Here is a 15,319-nt window from a genome sequence, read left to right on the forward strand (position 1 = left end):
GTCCGGGGGACCCCACGCGGCGGAGCCGCATATTCGGTACTGCCGGGGAGGGGCGGGGCGGGGCGCGGCAGGCTCCGCGCAGCGCCCCGCCCCGCCCCGGCCCCCACCCAGTGGAGCTACAGGCTGCGCAGCAGGACCGCCGGGGACTCCACGCAGTCCGCGACGTAGCGGAGGAAGCCGCCCGCCGTACCCCCGTCGCAGACCCGGTGGTCGAACGTCAGGGACAGCTGCACGACCTGACGGACCGCAAGCTCTCCACCGTGCACCCACGGCTTCGGCATGATCCGCCCGACCCCCAGCATCGCGGCCTCCGGGTGGTTGATGATCGGAGTGGAGCCGTCGACCCCGAACACCCCGTAGTTGTTCAGGGTGAACGTCCCGCCCGTCAGATCGGCCGGCGCCAGCTTCCCGGCCCGCGCCAGCTCCGTCAGCCGGGCGAACTCCGCCGACAGGGACTCCGGATTGCGCGTATGCGCATCGCGCACCACCGGCACCATCAGCCCCCGTTCCGTCTGGGCCGCGAAGCCCAGGTGCACGGCCGGCAGCCGGACGATCTCCTTCGCCTCCAGGTCCACGGTGGAGTTGAGCTCCGGGTACCGGGCCAGCGCGGCCGTGCAGATCCGGGCCAGCAGCGCGAGCACCGATATCTTCGGCCCGCCCACCGCGTTCATGGCGGCCCGGGCCGCCATCAGTTCGGTGGCGTCCGCGTCGACCCAGCACGTGGCGTCCGGAATCTCACGCCGGCTGCGCGAGAGCTTCTCGGCGACGGCCCCACGCACCCCCTTGAGCGGAATCCGTTCACCCGCGGTCGCCGCGACGGCCGGAGCCACGGCAGCCGCCGGGGCGGCCACCGGCTCCGGTGCGCGCAGCGCCGCCTCGACGTCCGCCCGCAGGATCAGGCCCTCCGGCCCCGACCCGCGCAGGGCACGCAGATCGACCCCGTTGTCCTTGGCCAGTTTCCGCACCAGCGGTGAGATCACCGGCACCGGCCCGGCCGGAGCCGGAGCAGGAGCCGAGACCCGAGCCGGAGCAGGAGCCGAGACCCGAGCCGGAGCAGCGGCCCCGGCGGGCACAGCGGGTACGGCCGGAGCCGAGACCGCGGCGACGACGGGTCGCACCCGCCGTCGACGCGCCTGGCGCGAGTGGTCCGTGCCGTAGCCCACCAGGACGTTGCCCGAGCCCGCGGACTCCGCCTTTGCCTCCGGCGGCCCCGCCTCGCCCGCCCCCACCGCGACGGTGATCAGCGGGGCTCCGACCGGAAGCTCCTGCCCCTCCTCGCCGAAGCGGGCGGTGACCACGCCGCCGTACGGGCAGGGCACTTCCACCATCGCCTTGGCCGTCTCGACCTCGACGACCGGCTGGTCGATGGCGACGACATCGCCCACCGCCACCAGCCAGCGCACGATCTCGGCCTCGGTCAGGCCCTCACCGAGATCGGGCAGCTTGAATTCCATGACCTGCGGCATCAGTTCTCCCACTGCAGGCGGGCGACGGTGTCCAGGATCCGGTCCACACCCGGCAGGTGGTGCTTCTCCAGCATCGGCGGCGGGTACGGGATGTCGAAGCCCGTCACCCGCAGCACCGGCGCCTCCAGGTGGTGGAAGCAGCGCTCCGTGACCCGGGCGGCGATCTCCGCACCCGGTCCGCCGAAGCCGTTCGCCTCGTGGACGACCACCGCGCGCCCGGTCCGGCGTACGGACTCCACGACCGTGTCCTCGTCGAAGGGGACCAGCGAGCGCAGGTCCACGACCTCCAGGTCCCAGCCCTCCTCGCGCGCCGCCTCGGCGGCCTCCAGGCACACCGGGAGCGAGGGCCCGTACGTGATCAGCGTCGCGCTCGTGCCCGTGCGCCGGACCAGCGCCTTGCCGATGCCCGGCACCGCGGCCGGTGCCTGCGGCGACCAGTCGGCCTTCGACCAGTAGAGCCGCTTCGGCTCCAGGAAGACCACCGGGTCGTCGCTCGCGATCGACGCGCGCAACAGGCCGTACGCGTCCTCGACCGTCGCCGGGGTGACCACGTGCAGGCCGGGCGTGGCCAGGTAGTACGCCTCGGAGGAGTCGCAGTGGTGCTCCACGCCGCCGATCCCGCCGCCGTACGGCACCCGGATCGTGATCGGCAGCGGCATCGCGCCCCGCGTACGGTTGCGCATCTTCGCGACGTGCGAGATCAGCTGCTCGAAGGCCGGGTACGCGAACGCGTCGAACTGCATCTCCACGACCGGCCTCAGCCCGTACATGGCCATGCCGACCGCCGCGCCCAGGATGCCCGCCTCCGCGAGCGGGGTGTCCGTACAGCGGTCCTCGCCGAACTCCTTCGCGAGGCCGTCCGTGATCCGGAAGACCCCGCCGAGCGTGCCGACGTCCTCGCCCATGACGTGGACCGTCGGGTCCTCGGCCATCGCGTCGCGCATCGCCCGGGTCAGGGCCTGGGCCATCGTCGCGGGCTTGACCCCGGACTTCGCCGCCTTCGCCGCCACCGTGGTCATGCGTCTCCCTCCGTGCCGGCTTCGGCGTCGAGTTCCGCGTCGAGCTCGGCGCGCAGCATGGCCGCCTGCTCTCGCAGCCTGCCGGTCTGCTCCGCGTAGACGTGCGCGAAGAGGTCCATCGGGTCCAGCACCGGGTCCGCGTTCATTCCCTCGCGGAGCGCCGCGGCCATCGTCTCGGCCGCGTCGCGCGCCTCCTGGACGCCCGCCTCGTCGAGGATCCCGCGTGCGGTCAGCTCGCGCTCAAGCAGCTCGACCGGGTCGTGCGCCTTCCAGGCCTCGACCTCGGCGTCGCCCCGGTAGCGGGTGGCGTCGTCGGCGTTCGTGTGCGCCTCCATCCGGTACGTGACGGCCTCGATCAGGGTCGGACCGCCGCCCGCCCTGGCCCGCCGGACCGCCTCGGTCAGCACCTCGTGCATCGCCGCGATGTCGTTGCCGTCGACCAGCCGGCCGGGCATCCCGTACCCCACGGCCTTGTGGGCCAGCGTCGGGGCGGCGGTCTGCTTGGCCAGCGGGACGGAAATCGCGAATCCGTTGTTCTGCACGAGGAAGACCACCGGCGCCTGCCAGACGGCGGCGAAGTTCAGTGCCTCGTGGAAGTCGCCCTCGCTGGTGCCGCCGTCGCCGACCATGGCGAGGGCGACGACGTCGTCGCCGCGCAGCCGGGCGGCGTGCGCCAGCCCCACCGCGTGCGGCAGCTGGGTGGCGAGCGGGGTGGACAGCGGGGCTATCCGGTGCTCGCGCGGGTCGTAGCCGGTGTGCCAGTCGCCCCGCAGCAGTGTCAGCGCCTGTACGGGGTCCAGCCCGCGCGCGACGGCCGCCAGGGTGTCCCGGTAGCTCGGGAAGAGCCAGTCCCGGTCCTCCAGGACCAGTGCCGCCGCGATCTCGCAGGCCTCCTGGCCCACGGTGGACGGGTAGACGGCGAGCCGCCCCTGCTTGGTCAGCGCGGTGGCCTGCGCGTTGTACCGGCGGCCGCGCACCAGCTCCGCGTAGCAGCGGCGCATCAGCGCGGGGTCGAGCCGGTCGGCCGCCGGTGTGCCCAGCACCCGGTAGGGCTCCGGGTCCGGCAGCAGCGGCGCGGCGTCCGTACGGGGCCTCCAGGCGGGCGGCGGGGTGGGACGGTGGGACGCACCGGCACCGGGCAGCTCTTGGACCGTCATGGCGGCGTACACCTCCTCGTGGGAAGCGGGCATGGAGGGCTCGGGTGTGAGGCGCCTCACCTACCGATTGTTCGGTTGTCCGCGCAATTTGGCTACAGGCGGCTCCAGGCTGTGGACAAACTGGCGCCGGGGCCCTGGGATGGATGCAGGACGTCCAGGAGAGGGAGGCATCGGGCAATGCCGGATGAACAAATGGCCGGAGCGGCTTCCGCACCGGTCCCGCCGGGGGGCACCTCTGGAGTCCCACCGGTTCCACCCCGCCCCCTGGACCCGATCGACCGGTCGATCATGCGGCTGCTCCAGGCGGACGGCCGCGCGTCCATACGCTCGGTGGCGGAGCAGGTGCACGTCTCGCGCGCGAACGCCTACGCCCGCATCAACCGGCTCATCGACGACGGCGTGATCCGCGGGTTCACCGCCCGCGTCGACCACGAACGCGCGGGCCAGGGCGCCTCCGCGTACATCACCCTGAAGATCGTCCAGAATTCCTGGCGCACGGTCCGCGAACAGCTCCGCGGACTCCCGGGCGCCGCGCACATCGCCCTGGTCAGCGGAGACTTCGACGTGCTGCTGCTGGTCCACACCCCGGACAACCGCACCCTGCGCGAACTGGTCCTGACCCGCCTCCAGGCCATCCCGGAGGTGCTCTCCACGCGTACCTTGCTGGTCTTCGAGGAAACGGATCTCCTGGCCCCGGGCCCGGCCCCGGGCGGCGGCGCCCCGGCGCTCACCGAGGAGTAGGCCGTACGTGCGACAGCGCCCCGGGAAGGGCCTGGAGGGCCGTTCCCGGGGCGCTGTGGGTAGCACCTACGGGGTGGTTCACCGGGTTCTCGTAGTTGAGGGCTTGGTGACCTGCTGAACGGCCGGCGCGGACGGATCCGCGGCCTGGGCCGTGCCCGGCAGAAAACCAACGACGGCCGCGACGACCGCCGCAGCCGAAACTACGAGACGGCGACTGCGCACCGGTCCCCCCGTTTTCGTTCGGTGCAATTGTCGTCAACGCGAAGTTTTGAACGCGCTCAAAACTGTAAGCCCGCTCAGGGTACAGAAGCGCCCGGCAGTCGCCGGAGGGGGTGGCACCCGCTGGTCAGCGGGCGGTGCGCAGGCCGTCCAGGGCCATGCTGACCACCGCGTCCGCGAGTTGGTCCTGGCCGGTTCCCGGATGCGGGCGGTACCACTCGACGAGGGAGTTCACCATGCCGAAGAGCAGGCGGGTGGCCAGCCGGATGTCCACGTCCGCCCGCAGGTCGCCGTCCGCCGCGGCGGCCTTGAGCAGGTCGGCGACCTGGTGGTCGAACTCGCGGCGGCGTTCCAGCGCCCAGCGCTCGGTGCGCGTGTTGCCGCGTACCCGCAGCAGCAGGGTCACGTACGGCAGTTCACCGACGAGCACCTCCACCGTGCGGCGCGTCACGTACTCGACGCGCTCGACCGCCCGGCCGCGTACCGCACCGGGCTCCTCCAGGATCGCGAAGAGCCCGTCGAGGGCGCGGCTCACGGCGCGCCGGAGCAGCTCCTCCTTGCCCGTGACGTGGTGGTAGATCGAGGACTTCGAGATGCCGGCGGCCTTGGAGAGGTGCTCCATCGAGGTGCCGTCGTAGCCGCGCTCGTTGAAGACCTGGACGGCGACCGACAGGAGCGTCTCGGGGGTGTAGGTGTCCCGCTTCGCCGTCGTCATTCGGTCTCCTCCGCCTCGTCTTCGTCCCCTGCCGCGTAGCCCAGCTTGAACAGCGCAAGCGAAGGCGCGTACCGCCCGCCGGGACAGCGCCCGTCGAGGTGGTGCAGCAGGTCGTAGGCCCAGTCCCGGCCGAGCCGGTCGTGCCATTCGGCCGGTCCGAGCGGGTAGTTGACGCCGAGCTTCATCGCCGTGTCGATGTCCTCGGCGGTGGCGACGCCGCGCGCGACCGCGTCGGCCGTGAGGTCGATCAGCATCGCCACGGTCCGGGCGACGATCATGCCGGGGACGTCGCCGATGACGGAGACCTTCTTGCCCAGCTTCTGGAAGAGACCGACGGCCTCGGCGAGGGTCCGCTCGCTCGTGTCCTCGCTGGCGGAGAGCGCGATCCGGGTGGCGCCCCGGTAGTCGAGCGCGAGGTCGAAGTAGACGACGTCCGCGAACTCGACGGAGGTCTTGCCGTCCGCGAGGACCAGCTGGCCCTCGCCGGGCAGCTGGATGTACGGGCCCCCGTGCTCGGTGGCGTCGACCGCGATGCCGGCCTCCTCCAGGAGGTCGGCCAGCTCCGCCGCGGGCCCGAGGTCGCCGACCACCGTGACCTTGTCCGGGGCGTCCTCGGGCGCGGCGGTGTGCGGCTCGGGCAGGGTGGCGTCCTGGCCGTACGGGAACCAGCCGTGCCCCGACTTGCGGCCGAGGCGCCCCGACTGGACCAGCCGGCGCTGCGCGAGGGACGGGGTGAACTTGGGGCTGCGGAAGAAGGACTCCCACACCGATCGGGTCACGGCCTCGTTGACGTCCTGGCCGATCAGGTCGGTCAGCTGGAACGGGCCCATCTTGAAGCCGCCGCTCTCGCGGAGCACGGCGTCGATGGTGGCCGGGTCGGCGCCCTGCTCCTCGTACACCGAGAAGGCCTCGGCGTAGAAGGGGCGGGCGATCCGGTTGACGATGAAGCCGGGGGTGTCGGCGCAGCGGACCGGCGTCTTGCCCCAGCCGAGGACCGTGCGGTACGCGCGCTCGGCGGCGGCCGGGTCGGTCGCGAACCCGCTGACCACCTCGACGAGGGGGAGCAGCGGGGCCGGGTTGAAGAAGTGCAGGCCGAGGAAGCGGCCAGGGTGCGCGAGACCGGCGGCGAGCTCGGTGACGGAGAGGGAGGAGGTGTTGGTAGCCAGCAGCGCGTCCGGCGAAACCACCTCTTCGAGTGCGGCGAAGAGCGTCTGCTTGACGGTGACGTTCTCGACCACCGCCTCGATGACGAGGGCGGCCCCGGCGAGGTCCGCGAGGGCGCCCGCCGAACCGATCCGGCCGATCGCGTCCTCGGCCTCGGCGCGGTCCAGACGGCCCTTGGCGGCCATCCGCTCGACGCGGTCCTGCACGAATCCGACTCCGTCGGCGGCGAGGGACGCGTCGATGTCGTAGATCAGCACGGTGTGACCTGCGAGAAGGGCGACCTGGGCGATGCCCTGGCCCATGGTGCCCGCGCCGATGACCGCCACAGTGCGGGACCGCTCGATTGCTGTCATGTCCTGATCCTCCCGCACCGACTTATCCACAGGTCTGCCGGGCCCTCTTGTCCCGACCGATCGTTCGGTTACTCTAACTCCAGTCTGCTCTCCTTCGCCCGGCTCAACGAGGAGTTGGTCCCTGATGGCCGCCGAGCTCACCGTCCCCCAGCTGTCCGCCAAGCACCGGCCCACCCTGGACCAGGCCTTGTCGGCGATCCGCAGCCGCGCCTACTGGTCCCCGCATCCCGAGCACCCCAAGGCGTACGGGGAGACCGCCCCGGCCGACGGCCTCGCCGCCTTCGAAGCCCTCCGCGGCACCCGGCTCGACCTGGGCCAGCCCGGCACGGACGGCTGGACCGGCGCCGAGGTGTCCCCGTACGGCCCGGCGCTGGGCGTCGAGTACCCGCATGTCGACCCGGACGTGCTGCTGCCCGCGATGAAGGCCGGCATGGCCACCTGGCGGGACGCGGGCCCCGAGGCGCGCGCCCTGGTCTGCATCGAGATCCTCTCGCGCATCTCCGCCCGCACGCACGAGTTCGCGCACGCGGTCATGCACACCAGCGGCCAGGCCTTCATGATGGCGTTCCAGGCCGGCGGCCCGCACGCACAGGACCGCGGCCTGGAGGCGGTGGCCTACGCGTACGAGGAGCAGACGCGTGTCCCCGGGCAGGCCGACTGGTCGAAGCCGCAGGGCAAGCGCGACCCGCTGGACCTCGGCAAGACCTTCACCGCGGTGCCGCGCGGCATCTCCCTGATGATCGGCTGCAACACCTTCCCCACCTGGAACGGCTACCCGGGCCTGTTCGCCTCCCTGGCCACCGGCAACGCGGTGCTGGTGAAGCCGCACCCGCGCGCCGTCCTCCCGCTGGCACTCACGGTCCAGGTGGCCCGTGAGGTCCTCACCGAGGCGGGCTTCGACCCGAACCTGGTCGCGCTGGCCGTCGAGCGCCCGGGTGAGGGCATCGCCAAGACCCTCGCGCTCCGCCCCGAGATCAAGCTGATCGACTACACCGGGTCCACGGAGTTCGGCGACTGGCTGGAGACCCACGCCCGCCAGGCGCAGGTCTACACCGAGAAGGCCGGCGTCAACACGGTCGTCGTGGACTCCACGGACGACTACAAGGGGATGCTCTCCAACCTGGCGTTCTCGCTGTCCCTGTACAGCGGCCAGATGTGCACCACCCCGCAGAACCTGCTGATCCCCCGCGACGGCGTCGCCACGGACGCGGGGCACAAGACGTACGACGAGGTCGTCGCCGATCTCGCGGCCTCGGTCGGCGGTCTGCTGGGCGACGACGCCCGGGCCAACGCGCTGCTGGGCGCGCTGGTCAACCCGGACGTCAAGGCCCGGCTGGAGGCGGCGGCCGGCCTGGGCGAGGTCGCGCTGGCCTCCCGCGAGGTCGTCAACCCGGAGTTCCCGGACGCGGTGGTCCGCACGCCGGTGATCGTCAAGCTGGACGCGTCCAAGCCGGACCCGGACGCGGCGTACCTCTCGGAGTGCTTCGGCCCGGTGTCCTTCGCGGTGGCGGTCGACTCGACCGCCGACGCCCTCGACCTGCTGCGCCGTACGGTCCGAGAGAAGGGCGCGATGACGGTGGGCGCGTACACGACGTCCGCGGACACCGAGCGGGCGATCGAGGAGGTCTGCCTGGAGGAGTCCGCGCAGCTCTCCCTGAACCTCACCGGCGGGGTGTACGTCAACCAGACCGCGGCGTTCTCGGACTTCCACGGCTCGGGCGGCAACCGGGCGGCCAACGCGGCCCTGTGCGACGGCGCCTTCGTGTCGAACCGTTTCCGTGTGGTGGAGGTCCGCCGCCAGGCCTAGTCCGTGTCCCTGGGCCCGCCCCAGTGGAACAGCGCCATCGCGACACTGGTGGCGAGGTTGTAGCTGGAGACCTGCGGGCGCATCGGCAGTGACACCAGATGGTCGGCTCGTTCACGCAGCTCGGGGGAGATGCCGTGTCTCTCCGAGCCGAAGGCGAGCAGGGCGTCGTCCGGGAGGGTGAGGGTACGGATGTCCTCGCCCTCCGGGTCGAGCGCGTAGAGCGGCCCGGGCGGTAGCTCGTCCAGGTCCAGCCGTTCGACGGTGGTGGCGAAGTGCAGCCCGGCCCCGGCCCGGACCACGTTCGGGTGCCAGGGGTCGAGGTCGCCGCGGGTCACCACTCCGGTGGCGCCGAAGCCCGCGGCGAGCCGGACGACGGCTCCGACGTTTCCGAGGTTGCGGGGGTTGTCGAGGACGACGACGGGCGCGGGGCGCGGCGTCTTCGCCAGTGCGGCCAGCCCCGCGCCCCGGTCGGGCCGTACGGCCAGCGCCGCGACCCCGGTGGGGTGCACGCGGGGCAGCAGCCCCTTGAGCGACGCCGCCCGCACCAGCCGGGCCACGTCCGCCTCGACGTCCGGAGCCAGCTCGCCGGCGAGCGCCCGTACGCCGTCGGGGTCGTCGGCGACGGCCATGCGCACGTCGGCCCCGAACCGCAGGGCGTGCTTCAGCGCGTGGAACCCGTCCAGCAGCACGAGGTCCCCCCGCCCGACGGCCTCCCGCCACTGCTGCACGACCTCTTCGGGGCTCTGATCCTCACTCATACCCCGACCCTACGATCCCGCCCACTGGCCCCCTGCCCTGCCGGCACTTGAGGCACCCACCCAGCCCCGTCGGCGCTTGAGGCGCGGGGTCTGGGGCGGAGCCCCGGTCTTCAGCCCCGCCGGTGCTTGAGGCGCACCCACCCAGCCCAGCCGGTGCTGGAGGCGCACCCCACACAGCCCCGCCGGCGCTTGAGGCGCGGGGCACGGGGGCGGAGCCCCGGAGGGCGGAGCCCCGGAAGGGACCGCAGGTCAGGTCAGGGCGGAGCCCGCCGCCACCGGGGCCGGCTCGGGCTCCGGCGGAGCCGACGGGCCCGGCACGAGGACGGCGGCCCTGGCGCCCAGCCACACCAGGAACGCCGTCGGCAGAAAGACCGCGTCGGCGGCGATCATCGCCAAAGAGAAGAACGGCAACCCCAGCAGCACCGCGATCCCCGCGTGCTCCAGCATCATCACGCCCAGCAGCACGTTCTTGATCCGCCGGTTGAACAGCGTGAACGGGAACGCCACCTGCACCGCCACCGTCCCGTACGACAGCAGCATCACCACCGTCCCACTGCTCGCCAGCAGCGCCGACAGCCCCGGCCACGGCGTGAAGTAGTCCAGCCCCAGGGGGTAGTACAGCGCCGTGCCGTCCTGCCACCGCGACCCCTGGATCTTGTACCAGCCCGCCGTCGCGTAGATCAGGCAGACCTCCGCCATGATCACCGCCATCCCGGCGTTGTGCAGCAGATTGGCCAGCACGTCCAGCGCCGCGCGCCCCTCCCCCTCCGGCTCGTACCGCTCGACCACCCACCACAGCCCGCAGACCACCCAGACCGCCGCGAAGGCCGCCAGCCAGCCGTCGCTGAACCGCCCGGTGGCCGCCCCGTACGCGAACACCGCGCCCAGCACCGCCCACAGCACCGGCCCGGCGGCCCCCGCGGAGGCCGACCCCCGCAGCCGCGACCGCCGCGCGTCCAGGGACCACACCCGCGCGCACCGGGTCAGCACCAGGTAGACCGCCATCAGGTGGATGACGTTGTCCCCGCCGTCGCCCATGAACACGCTGCGGTTCTGCAGCGAGAGCACGCCGACCATGAACACCACGGACGTGGCCCGCGTCCGCCAGCCCAGGAGCAGCCCCACGCTCGCCAGCACGGCCACCGCGTAGACGATCTCGAACCACACCGCCGAACCGGACCACATCAGCACCGTGAAGGCCCCGTTGGAGGCGGTCAGCCGCTCCGCCAGCTCCCAGCTCCACGGGCCGTCCGGCCCGTACAGCTCCCCGCGGTGCGGGAACTCGCGCAGCAGGAAGAAGAGCCAGGTCCCGGCGAAGCCGATGCGGATCACGGCGCTCTGGTACGGGCCCATGGCCTGCCCGGTGACCTGCGCCAGCGCCCGCCCCGCGGAGGCCCGGAGCCTCACACCGTCCACCACGGCAGCTCCCGGTAGTAGGTCTGCGTGTCGGTCGTCTCGTCGCTCCACTCGGGCGCGGCCACCGCCCTCGTCGCCGAGCGCAGCTGGACCCGCAGGACGTGCCCGCCCGGGTGCGCCGGGGCGAGCCGGTCCACGGCGATGCGCCGCAGGTACTCCTCGGACAGCGCTCCGCGCTCTCCGTTCGGCTTGTTGTCCTCGTCGTGGGAGCCGGTGAAGAAGTCCCACGCCCTGCGGAGCTCGTTCTGTTCCGTGTGGCTCGGCAGCAGGCTGTGCCGGATGGCCGCGCCGTCCTCGGCGCTCAGGTTCCGCCAGTCGGTGGTGGTGAGCTCGCCGCCGGCGGTCCGTACCTGCGCGCGCGCCTCCACCGCGATGTTCTGCTGGAGCGGGTTGGGGGCGAAGAGCTTCCAGTTCTGCTCGAACTCGGGATAGATCCAGCCGTCGATCGTCCGCGCGTGCTGCCGGCTCACCGTGTTCGTCGGGGCGACGTGCAGGAACACCAGTGCGAGATGCGCGCAGGCGGCCACCGCCACGGCCCCGAGGGCGAGCGCGGCGACCACCCGGTACGGGGTGGACAGACCGGCCATTCCGGGCACCCGCGGGGGCGGGGGAGCGGGCCCTTCGGCGGGCTCGTGCTCGTTCGAATCCATCCCGCCCCGATCCTCCGGCGTCCACAGGGTTGACCACAGAGGTTGACACCCTACGGGCCGCCGTCTCACCATTGAAGAGGATGAACCGAACGATCGGTCGGTCGGGCGGAAACCAAACTCTGACAAGGGGCCGGGATGGTGGCAGTGACCCCGGAGACGGGGCCGGAGACGGCCCTCGGGACAGACGGGACGGATGGGACAGACATGGCTGCTGACCTGGGCGCACAGCTCGCGGCGGCCTTCGACGCGGCCGTCGCGGCGGAGGAGCGCGTGGAACCGCGCGACTGGATGCCCGAGGAGTACCGCGCCTCCCTCGTCCGCCAGATGGCCCAGCACGCCCACTCCGAGATCATCGGAATGCAGCCCGAGGCCAACTGGATCACCCGCGCGCCCTCGCTGCGCCGCAAGGCGATCCTGATGGCCAAGGTGCAGGACGAGGCCGGCCACGGGCTGTACCTCTACAGCGCCGCCGAAACCCTCGGCACCAGCCGCGACGAGCTGCTCGACAAGCTCCACGCGGGCAAGCAGAAGTACTCTTCGATCTTCAACTACCCCACCCTGACCTGGGCGGACGTCGGCGCCATCGGCTGGCTGGTGGACGGCGCGGCGATCACCAACCAGGTTCCGCTGTGCCGCTGCTCCTACGGGCCCTACGCGCGCGCCATGGTCCGGATCTGCAAGGAGGAGTCCTTCCACCAGCGGCAGGGGTACGAGCTGCTCCTCGCCCTCTCGCAGGGCACCGAGGCACAGCACGCGATGGCCCAGGACGCCGTCGACCGCTGGTGGTGGCCCTCGCTCATGATGTTCGGCCCGCCGGACGACGAGTCGGCGCACTCCGCGCAGTCGATGGCCTGGCGGATCAAGCGGCACTCGAACGACGAGCTGCGCCAGCGGTTCGTCGACATAGCGGTGCCGCAGGCCGAGGCCCTCGGCCTGACCCTGCCCGACCCGGACCTGAAGTGGAACGAGGAGCGCGGGCACCACGACTTCGGCGCCATCGACTGGGCGGAGTTCTGGAACGTGCTCAAGGGCAACGGACCGTGCAACGAGCAGCGCCTCAGCCAGCGGCGCACGGCCCATGAGGAAGGCGCCTGGGTGCGCGACGCGGCCGCGGCGTATGCGGAGAAGCAGGCGGCACAGCACGCCGCACAGAACGAGGAGGCACGGGTATGACGCAGAACTGGCCCCTGTGGGAGGTGTTCGTCCGTTCGCGGCGCGGCCTCTCGCACACGCACGCGGGAAGCCTGCACGCCCCCGACGCGGAGATGGCCCTGCGCAATGCCCGCGACCTCTACACCCGGCGCGGTGAGGGCATCTCGATCTGGGTGGTGCCCTCCACCGAGATCACCGCCTCCTCGCCGGACGAGCGGGACCCGTTCTTCGCCCCGTCCGCCGACAAGCCCTACCGGCACCCGACGTTCTACGACATCCCGGAGGGGGTGAGCCACCTGTGACCGGCACCGACACCACCGCGGACACCACTGCGGACACCACTGCCGCCACCGCGGCGGTCCTCGCCCTCGGCGACGACGCCCTGATCCTTTCCCACCGCCTCGGCGAGTGGGCCGGGCACGCCCCCGTCCTGGAGGAGGAGGTCGCGCTCGCCAACATCGCCCTCGACCTGCTCGGCCAGGCCCGCGTCCTGCTGTCCATGGCGGGTGACGAGGACGAGCTGGCGTTCCTGCGCGAGGAGCGCTCCTTCCGCAACCTCCAGCTGGTCGAGCAGCCCAACGGCGACTTCGCCCACACCATCGCCCGGCAGCTCTACTTCTCCCTCTACCAGCACGAGCTCTACGGGGAACTGGCGCGCGGTGACGGCCCGATCGCCCCGCTGGCGGCCAAGGCCGTCAAGGAGACCGCGTACCACCGCGACCACGCCGAGCAGTGGACCCTGCGGCTCGGCGACGGCACGGAGGAGAGCCAGGCCCGCATACGGGCCGCCCTGGCCGCCCTGTGGAAGTACACCGGCGAGATGTTCCAGCCGGTGGAGGGGCTCGACGGACTGGACTGGGCCGCCCTGGAAACGCGCTGGCTGGCCGCGCTGACCGATGTACTGGAGCGGGCCGGGCTCGCCCTGCCCGTGGGGACGCGCACCGGCGCCTGGGCAGCCGGCGCCGGACGGCAGGGCCTGCACACCGAACCCTTCGGCCGGCTGCTCGCCGAGATGCAGCACCTGCACCGGAGCCATCCGGGGGCGTCATGGTGACCGCCGACGCCGGGACGACCCGTCTGGAGGCGGAGCTGGCCGAGCTGGCCGGCTCCGTCCCGGACCCCGAGCTGCCCGTGCTCACCCTCGGCGAGCTCGGCGTGGTGCGCGGGGTGCGGATGCACGACGACGGCCACGCCGAGGTCACCCTCACCCCCACCTACACCGGCTGCCCCGCCATCGAGGCCATGTCCGCCGACATCGAGCGGGTCCTGACCGGCCACGGCATACCCCAGGTGCGGGTGACCACCGTGCTGGCCCCCGCCTGGTCGACCGACGACATCAGCGCCGAGGGCCGGCGCAAGCTCGCCGAGTTCGGCATCGCCCCGCCGCGCCCGCACGCGGCCGGCGGGCCGGTCCCGCTCACCCTGTCGGTCCGCTGCCCGCACTGCGGATCGACCGACACCGAGCTGCTCAGCCGGTTCTCCTCCACCGCATGCAAGGCGCTGCGCCGCTGCACCGCTTGCCGCGAACCGTTCGACCACTTCAAGGAGCTGTAGATGGCCGCACCCCGCCACGGCGCGTTCCACCCGCTGACGGTGGCGGCAGTCGACCGGCTCACCGACGACTCGGTGGCTCTGACCCTCCGGGTTCCGCAGGAACTGCGCGAGGACTACCGCCACGCCCCCGGCCAGCACCTCACCCTGCGCCGCACCGCCGCCGAGGGCGAGGAGATCCGGCGCACCTACTCGATCTGCTCCCCCGCCCCGGGACCGGACGGCCCCGGCCCGGCGGAGCTGCGGGTCGGGGTGCGGCTGGTGGAGGGCGGCGAGTTCTCCACCTTCGCGCACAAGGAGATCGCCGCCGGCGACGTGCTGGACGTGATGGTCCCGGCCGGACGGTTCGTACTGGACCCGGCCGCCGCCCCCGCCGCCGCGCACTACGCGGCGATCGTCGGCGGCAGCGGGATCACCCCCGTGCTGTCCATCGCCGCGAGCCTGCTGGCCGCCCGCCCCGACACCCGCTTCTGCCTCGTGCGCAGCGACCGTACGGCTGCGTCGACGATGTTCCTGGAGGAGGTCGCCGACCTCAAGGACCGGTATCCGGACCGGTTCCAGCTGGTCACCGTCCTCTCCCGGGAGGAGCAGGAGGCCGGACTGCCCTCCGGCCGGCTGGACGAGGAGCGACTGGCCGCCCTGCTGCCCGCGCTGCTGCCGGTCGCCGACGTGACGGGCTGGTTCCTGTGCGGGCCGTACGGCCTGGTCCAGGGCGCGGAGCGGACGCTGGGCGCGCTCGGGGTCGTACGGACCCGGGTGCACGAGGAGATCTTCCACGTCGAGGACATCACGGCGCCGGCCCGCGCCACGGCGGCGACCGCCCCCTCCCACGGGCGGGTCACCGCACGGCTCGACGGCCGTTCCGGTACCTGGCCGGTCCGGGACGGGGAATCCCTGCTGGACGCGGTGCTGCGCAACCGCGCGGACGCCCCGTACGCCTGCAAGGGCGGGGTGTGCGGCACCTGCCGGGCGTTCCTCGTGACGGGCGAGGTCCGGATGGAGCGGAACTTCGCGCTGGAGTCGGAGGAGACGGAGGCCGGGTTCGTGCTGGCCTGCCAGTCGCACCCGGTGACCGAGGAAGTGGAGATCGACTTCGACCGCTGACGGGCTGTTCTCCCCGCCCCCTGTCCAATTTCAGGAACGTGTTCTAT

Annotated in this window: 15 protein-coding genes; 7 read left to right on the forward strand and 8 right to left on the reverse strand. The window is 72.5% G+C overall.

Going from position 1 to position 15,319, the window contains the following annotated elements; all coding sequences use genetic code 11:
* Positions 1-116: 116 nt before the first annotated feature.
* From AB0D48_RS00785 to pdhA, 3 genes are read right to left on the reverse strand one after another with little or no spacing between them, the layout of a single operon-like run.
* Positions 117-1,466, reverse strand: a complete 1,350-nt coding sequence (locus tag AB0D48_RS00785) for a dihydrolipoamide acetyltransferase family protein (RefSeq protein WP_362389434.1) — start codon at positions 1,464-1,466, stop codon at positions 117-119.
* Positions 1,466-2,485 carry an alpha-ketoacid dehydrogenase subunit beta gene (locus AB0D48_RS00790; RefSeq protein WP_362389435.1) on the reverse strand — a complete coding sequence of 340 codons (1,020 nt, stop codon included), beginning with the start codon at positions 2,483-2,485 and terminating at the stop codon, positions 1,466-1,468. The genes AB0D48_RS00785 and AB0D48_RS00790 overlap by 1 nt, the downstream gene beginning before the upstream one ends.
* The gene (gene pdhA, locus AB0D48_RS00795; protein ID WP_362389752.1) at positions 2,482-3,642 is read right to left on the reverse strand and encodes a pyruvate dehydrogenase (acetyl-transferring) E1 component subunit alpha; all 1,161 of its coding nucleotides are present in this window, start codon (positions 3,640-3,642) and stop codon (positions 2,482-2,484) included. The genes AB0D48_RS00790 and pdhA overlap by 4 nt, the downstream gene beginning before the upstream one ends.
* A 192-nt stretch (positions 3,643-3,834) precedes the next feature.
* Between pdhA and AB0D48_RS00800 the strand changes: the two genes are divergently transcribed.
* A complete protein-coding gene (locus tag AB0D48_RS00800; protein WP_362389754.1) occupies positions 3,835-4,383 on the forward strand; it encodes an Lrp/AsnC family transcriptional regulator in 549 nt (182 codons plus the stop codon).
* Between the two features lie 346 nt (positions 4,384-4,729).
* Here the strand turns inward: AB0D48_RS00800 and AB0D48_RS00805 are convergent, their stop codons facing one another.
* Together AB0D48_RS00805 and AB0D48_RS00810 are read right to left on the reverse strand one after the other, a co-directional pair.
* Positions 4,730-5,317 (reverse strand): TetR/AcrR family transcriptional regulator, encoded by a 588-nt coding sequence (locus AB0D48_RS00805; RefSeq protein WP_362389436.1) that lies wholly within the window; start codon positions 5,315-5,317, stop codon positions 4,730-4,732.
* Complete coding sequence (locus AB0D48_RS00810) at positions 5,314-6,834, reverse strand: 3-hydroxyacyl-CoA dehydrogenase (RefSeq protein ID WP_362389437.1); 1,521 nt, start codon at positions 6,832-6,834, stop codon at positions 5,314-5,316. The genes AB0D48_RS00805 and AB0D48_RS00810 overlap by 4 nt, the downstream gene beginning before the upstream one ends.
* A 124-nt stretch (positions 6,835-6,958) precedes the next feature.
* On the opposite strand from AB0D48_RS00810, the gene paaN reads away from it, so the two are divergent.
* Positions 6,959-8,641 carry a phenylacetic acid degradation protein PaaN gene (gene paaN, locus AB0D48_RS00815; RefSeq protein ID WP_362389438.1) on the forward strand — a complete coding sequence of 561 codons (1,683 nt, stop codon included), beginning with the start codon at positions 6,959-6,961 and terminating at the stop codon, positions 8,639-8,641.
* Here paaN and AB0D48_RS00820 read toward each other — a convergent pair.
* From AB0D48_RS00820 to AB0D48_RS00830, 3 genes are all read right to left on the reverse strand, one after another.
* On the reverse strand, positions 8,638-9,399 hold the full coding sequence (locus AB0D48_RS00820) for a TrmH family RNA methyltransferase (protein WP_362389439.1): 762 nt from the start codon (positions 9,397-9,399) through the stop codon (positions 8,638-8,640). The two genes, paaN and AB0D48_RS00820, sit on opposite strands and share 4 nt — an antisense overlap.
* A gap of 249 nt (positions 9,400-9,648) precedes the next feature.
* Complete coding sequence (locus AB0D48_RS00825; protein WP_362389756.1) at positions 9,649-10,752, reverse strand: HTTM domain-containing protein; 1,104 nt, start codon at positions 10,750-10,752, stop codon at positions 9,649-9,651.
* Positions 10,753-10,802: 50 nt separating this feature from the next.
* Positions 10,803-11,465, reverse strand: coding sequence for a DUF5819 family protein (locus AB0D48_RS00830; protein ID WP_362389440.1), 663 nt, complete (start codon positions 11,463-11,465; stop codon positions 10,803-10,805).
* 204 nt (positions 11,466-11,669) lie between these two features.
* On the opposite strand from AB0D48_RS00830, the gene paaA reads away from it, so the two are divergent.
* From paaA to AB0D48_RS00855, 5 genes are read left to right on the forward strand one after another with little or no spacing between them, the layout of a single operon-like run.
* Positions 11,670-12,638 (forward strand): 1,2-phenylacetyl-CoA epoxidase subunit PaaA, encoded by a 969-nt coding sequence (gene paaA / locus AB0D48_RS00835; protein ID WP_362389441.1) that lies wholly within the window; start codon positions 11,670-11,672, stop codon positions 12,636-12,638.
* On the forward strand, positions 12,635-12,919 hold the full coding sequence (paaB, locus tag AB0D48_RS00840) for a 1,2-phenylacetyl-CoA epoxidase subunit PaaB (protein WP_030009045.1): 285 nt from the start codon (positions 12,635-12,637) through the stop codon (positions 12,917-12,919). The genes paaA and paaB overlap by 4 nt, the downstream gene beginning before the upstream one ends.
* Positions 12,916-13,671 (forward strand): 1,2-phenylacetyl-CoA epoxidase subunit PaaC, encoded by a 756-nt coding sequence (gene paaC, locus AB0D48_RS00845; protein WP_362389442.1) that lies wholly within the window; start codon positions 12,916-12,918, stop codon positions 13,669-13,671. The genes paaB and paaC overlap by 4 nt, the downstream gene beginning before the upstream one ends.
* Positions 13,665-14,171: a 1,2-phenylacetyl-CoA epoxidase subunit PaaD gene (gene paaD, locus AB0D48_RS00850; protein ID WP_362389443.1), complete on the forward strand. Its 507-nt coding sequence runs from the start codon at positions 13,665-13,667 to the stop codon at positions 14,169-14,171. Before paaC ends, paaD begins: the two co-directional genes overlap by 7 nt.
* Positions 14,172-15,272 carry a 2Fe-2S iron-sulfur cluster-binding protein gene (locus tag AB0D48_RS00855; protein ID WP_362389444.1) on the forward strand — a complete coding sequence of 367 codons (1,101 nt, stop codon included), beginning with the start codon at positions 14,172-14,174 and terminating at the stop codon, positions 15,270-15,272.
* The last annotated feature ends 47 nt before the right edge of the window (positions 15,273-15,319 follow it).

Source organism: Streptomyces sp. NPDC048269 (genome assembly GCF_040652395.1).
Lineage (GTDB): Bacteria > Actinomycetota > Actinomycetes > Streptomycetales > Streptomycetaceae > Streptomyces.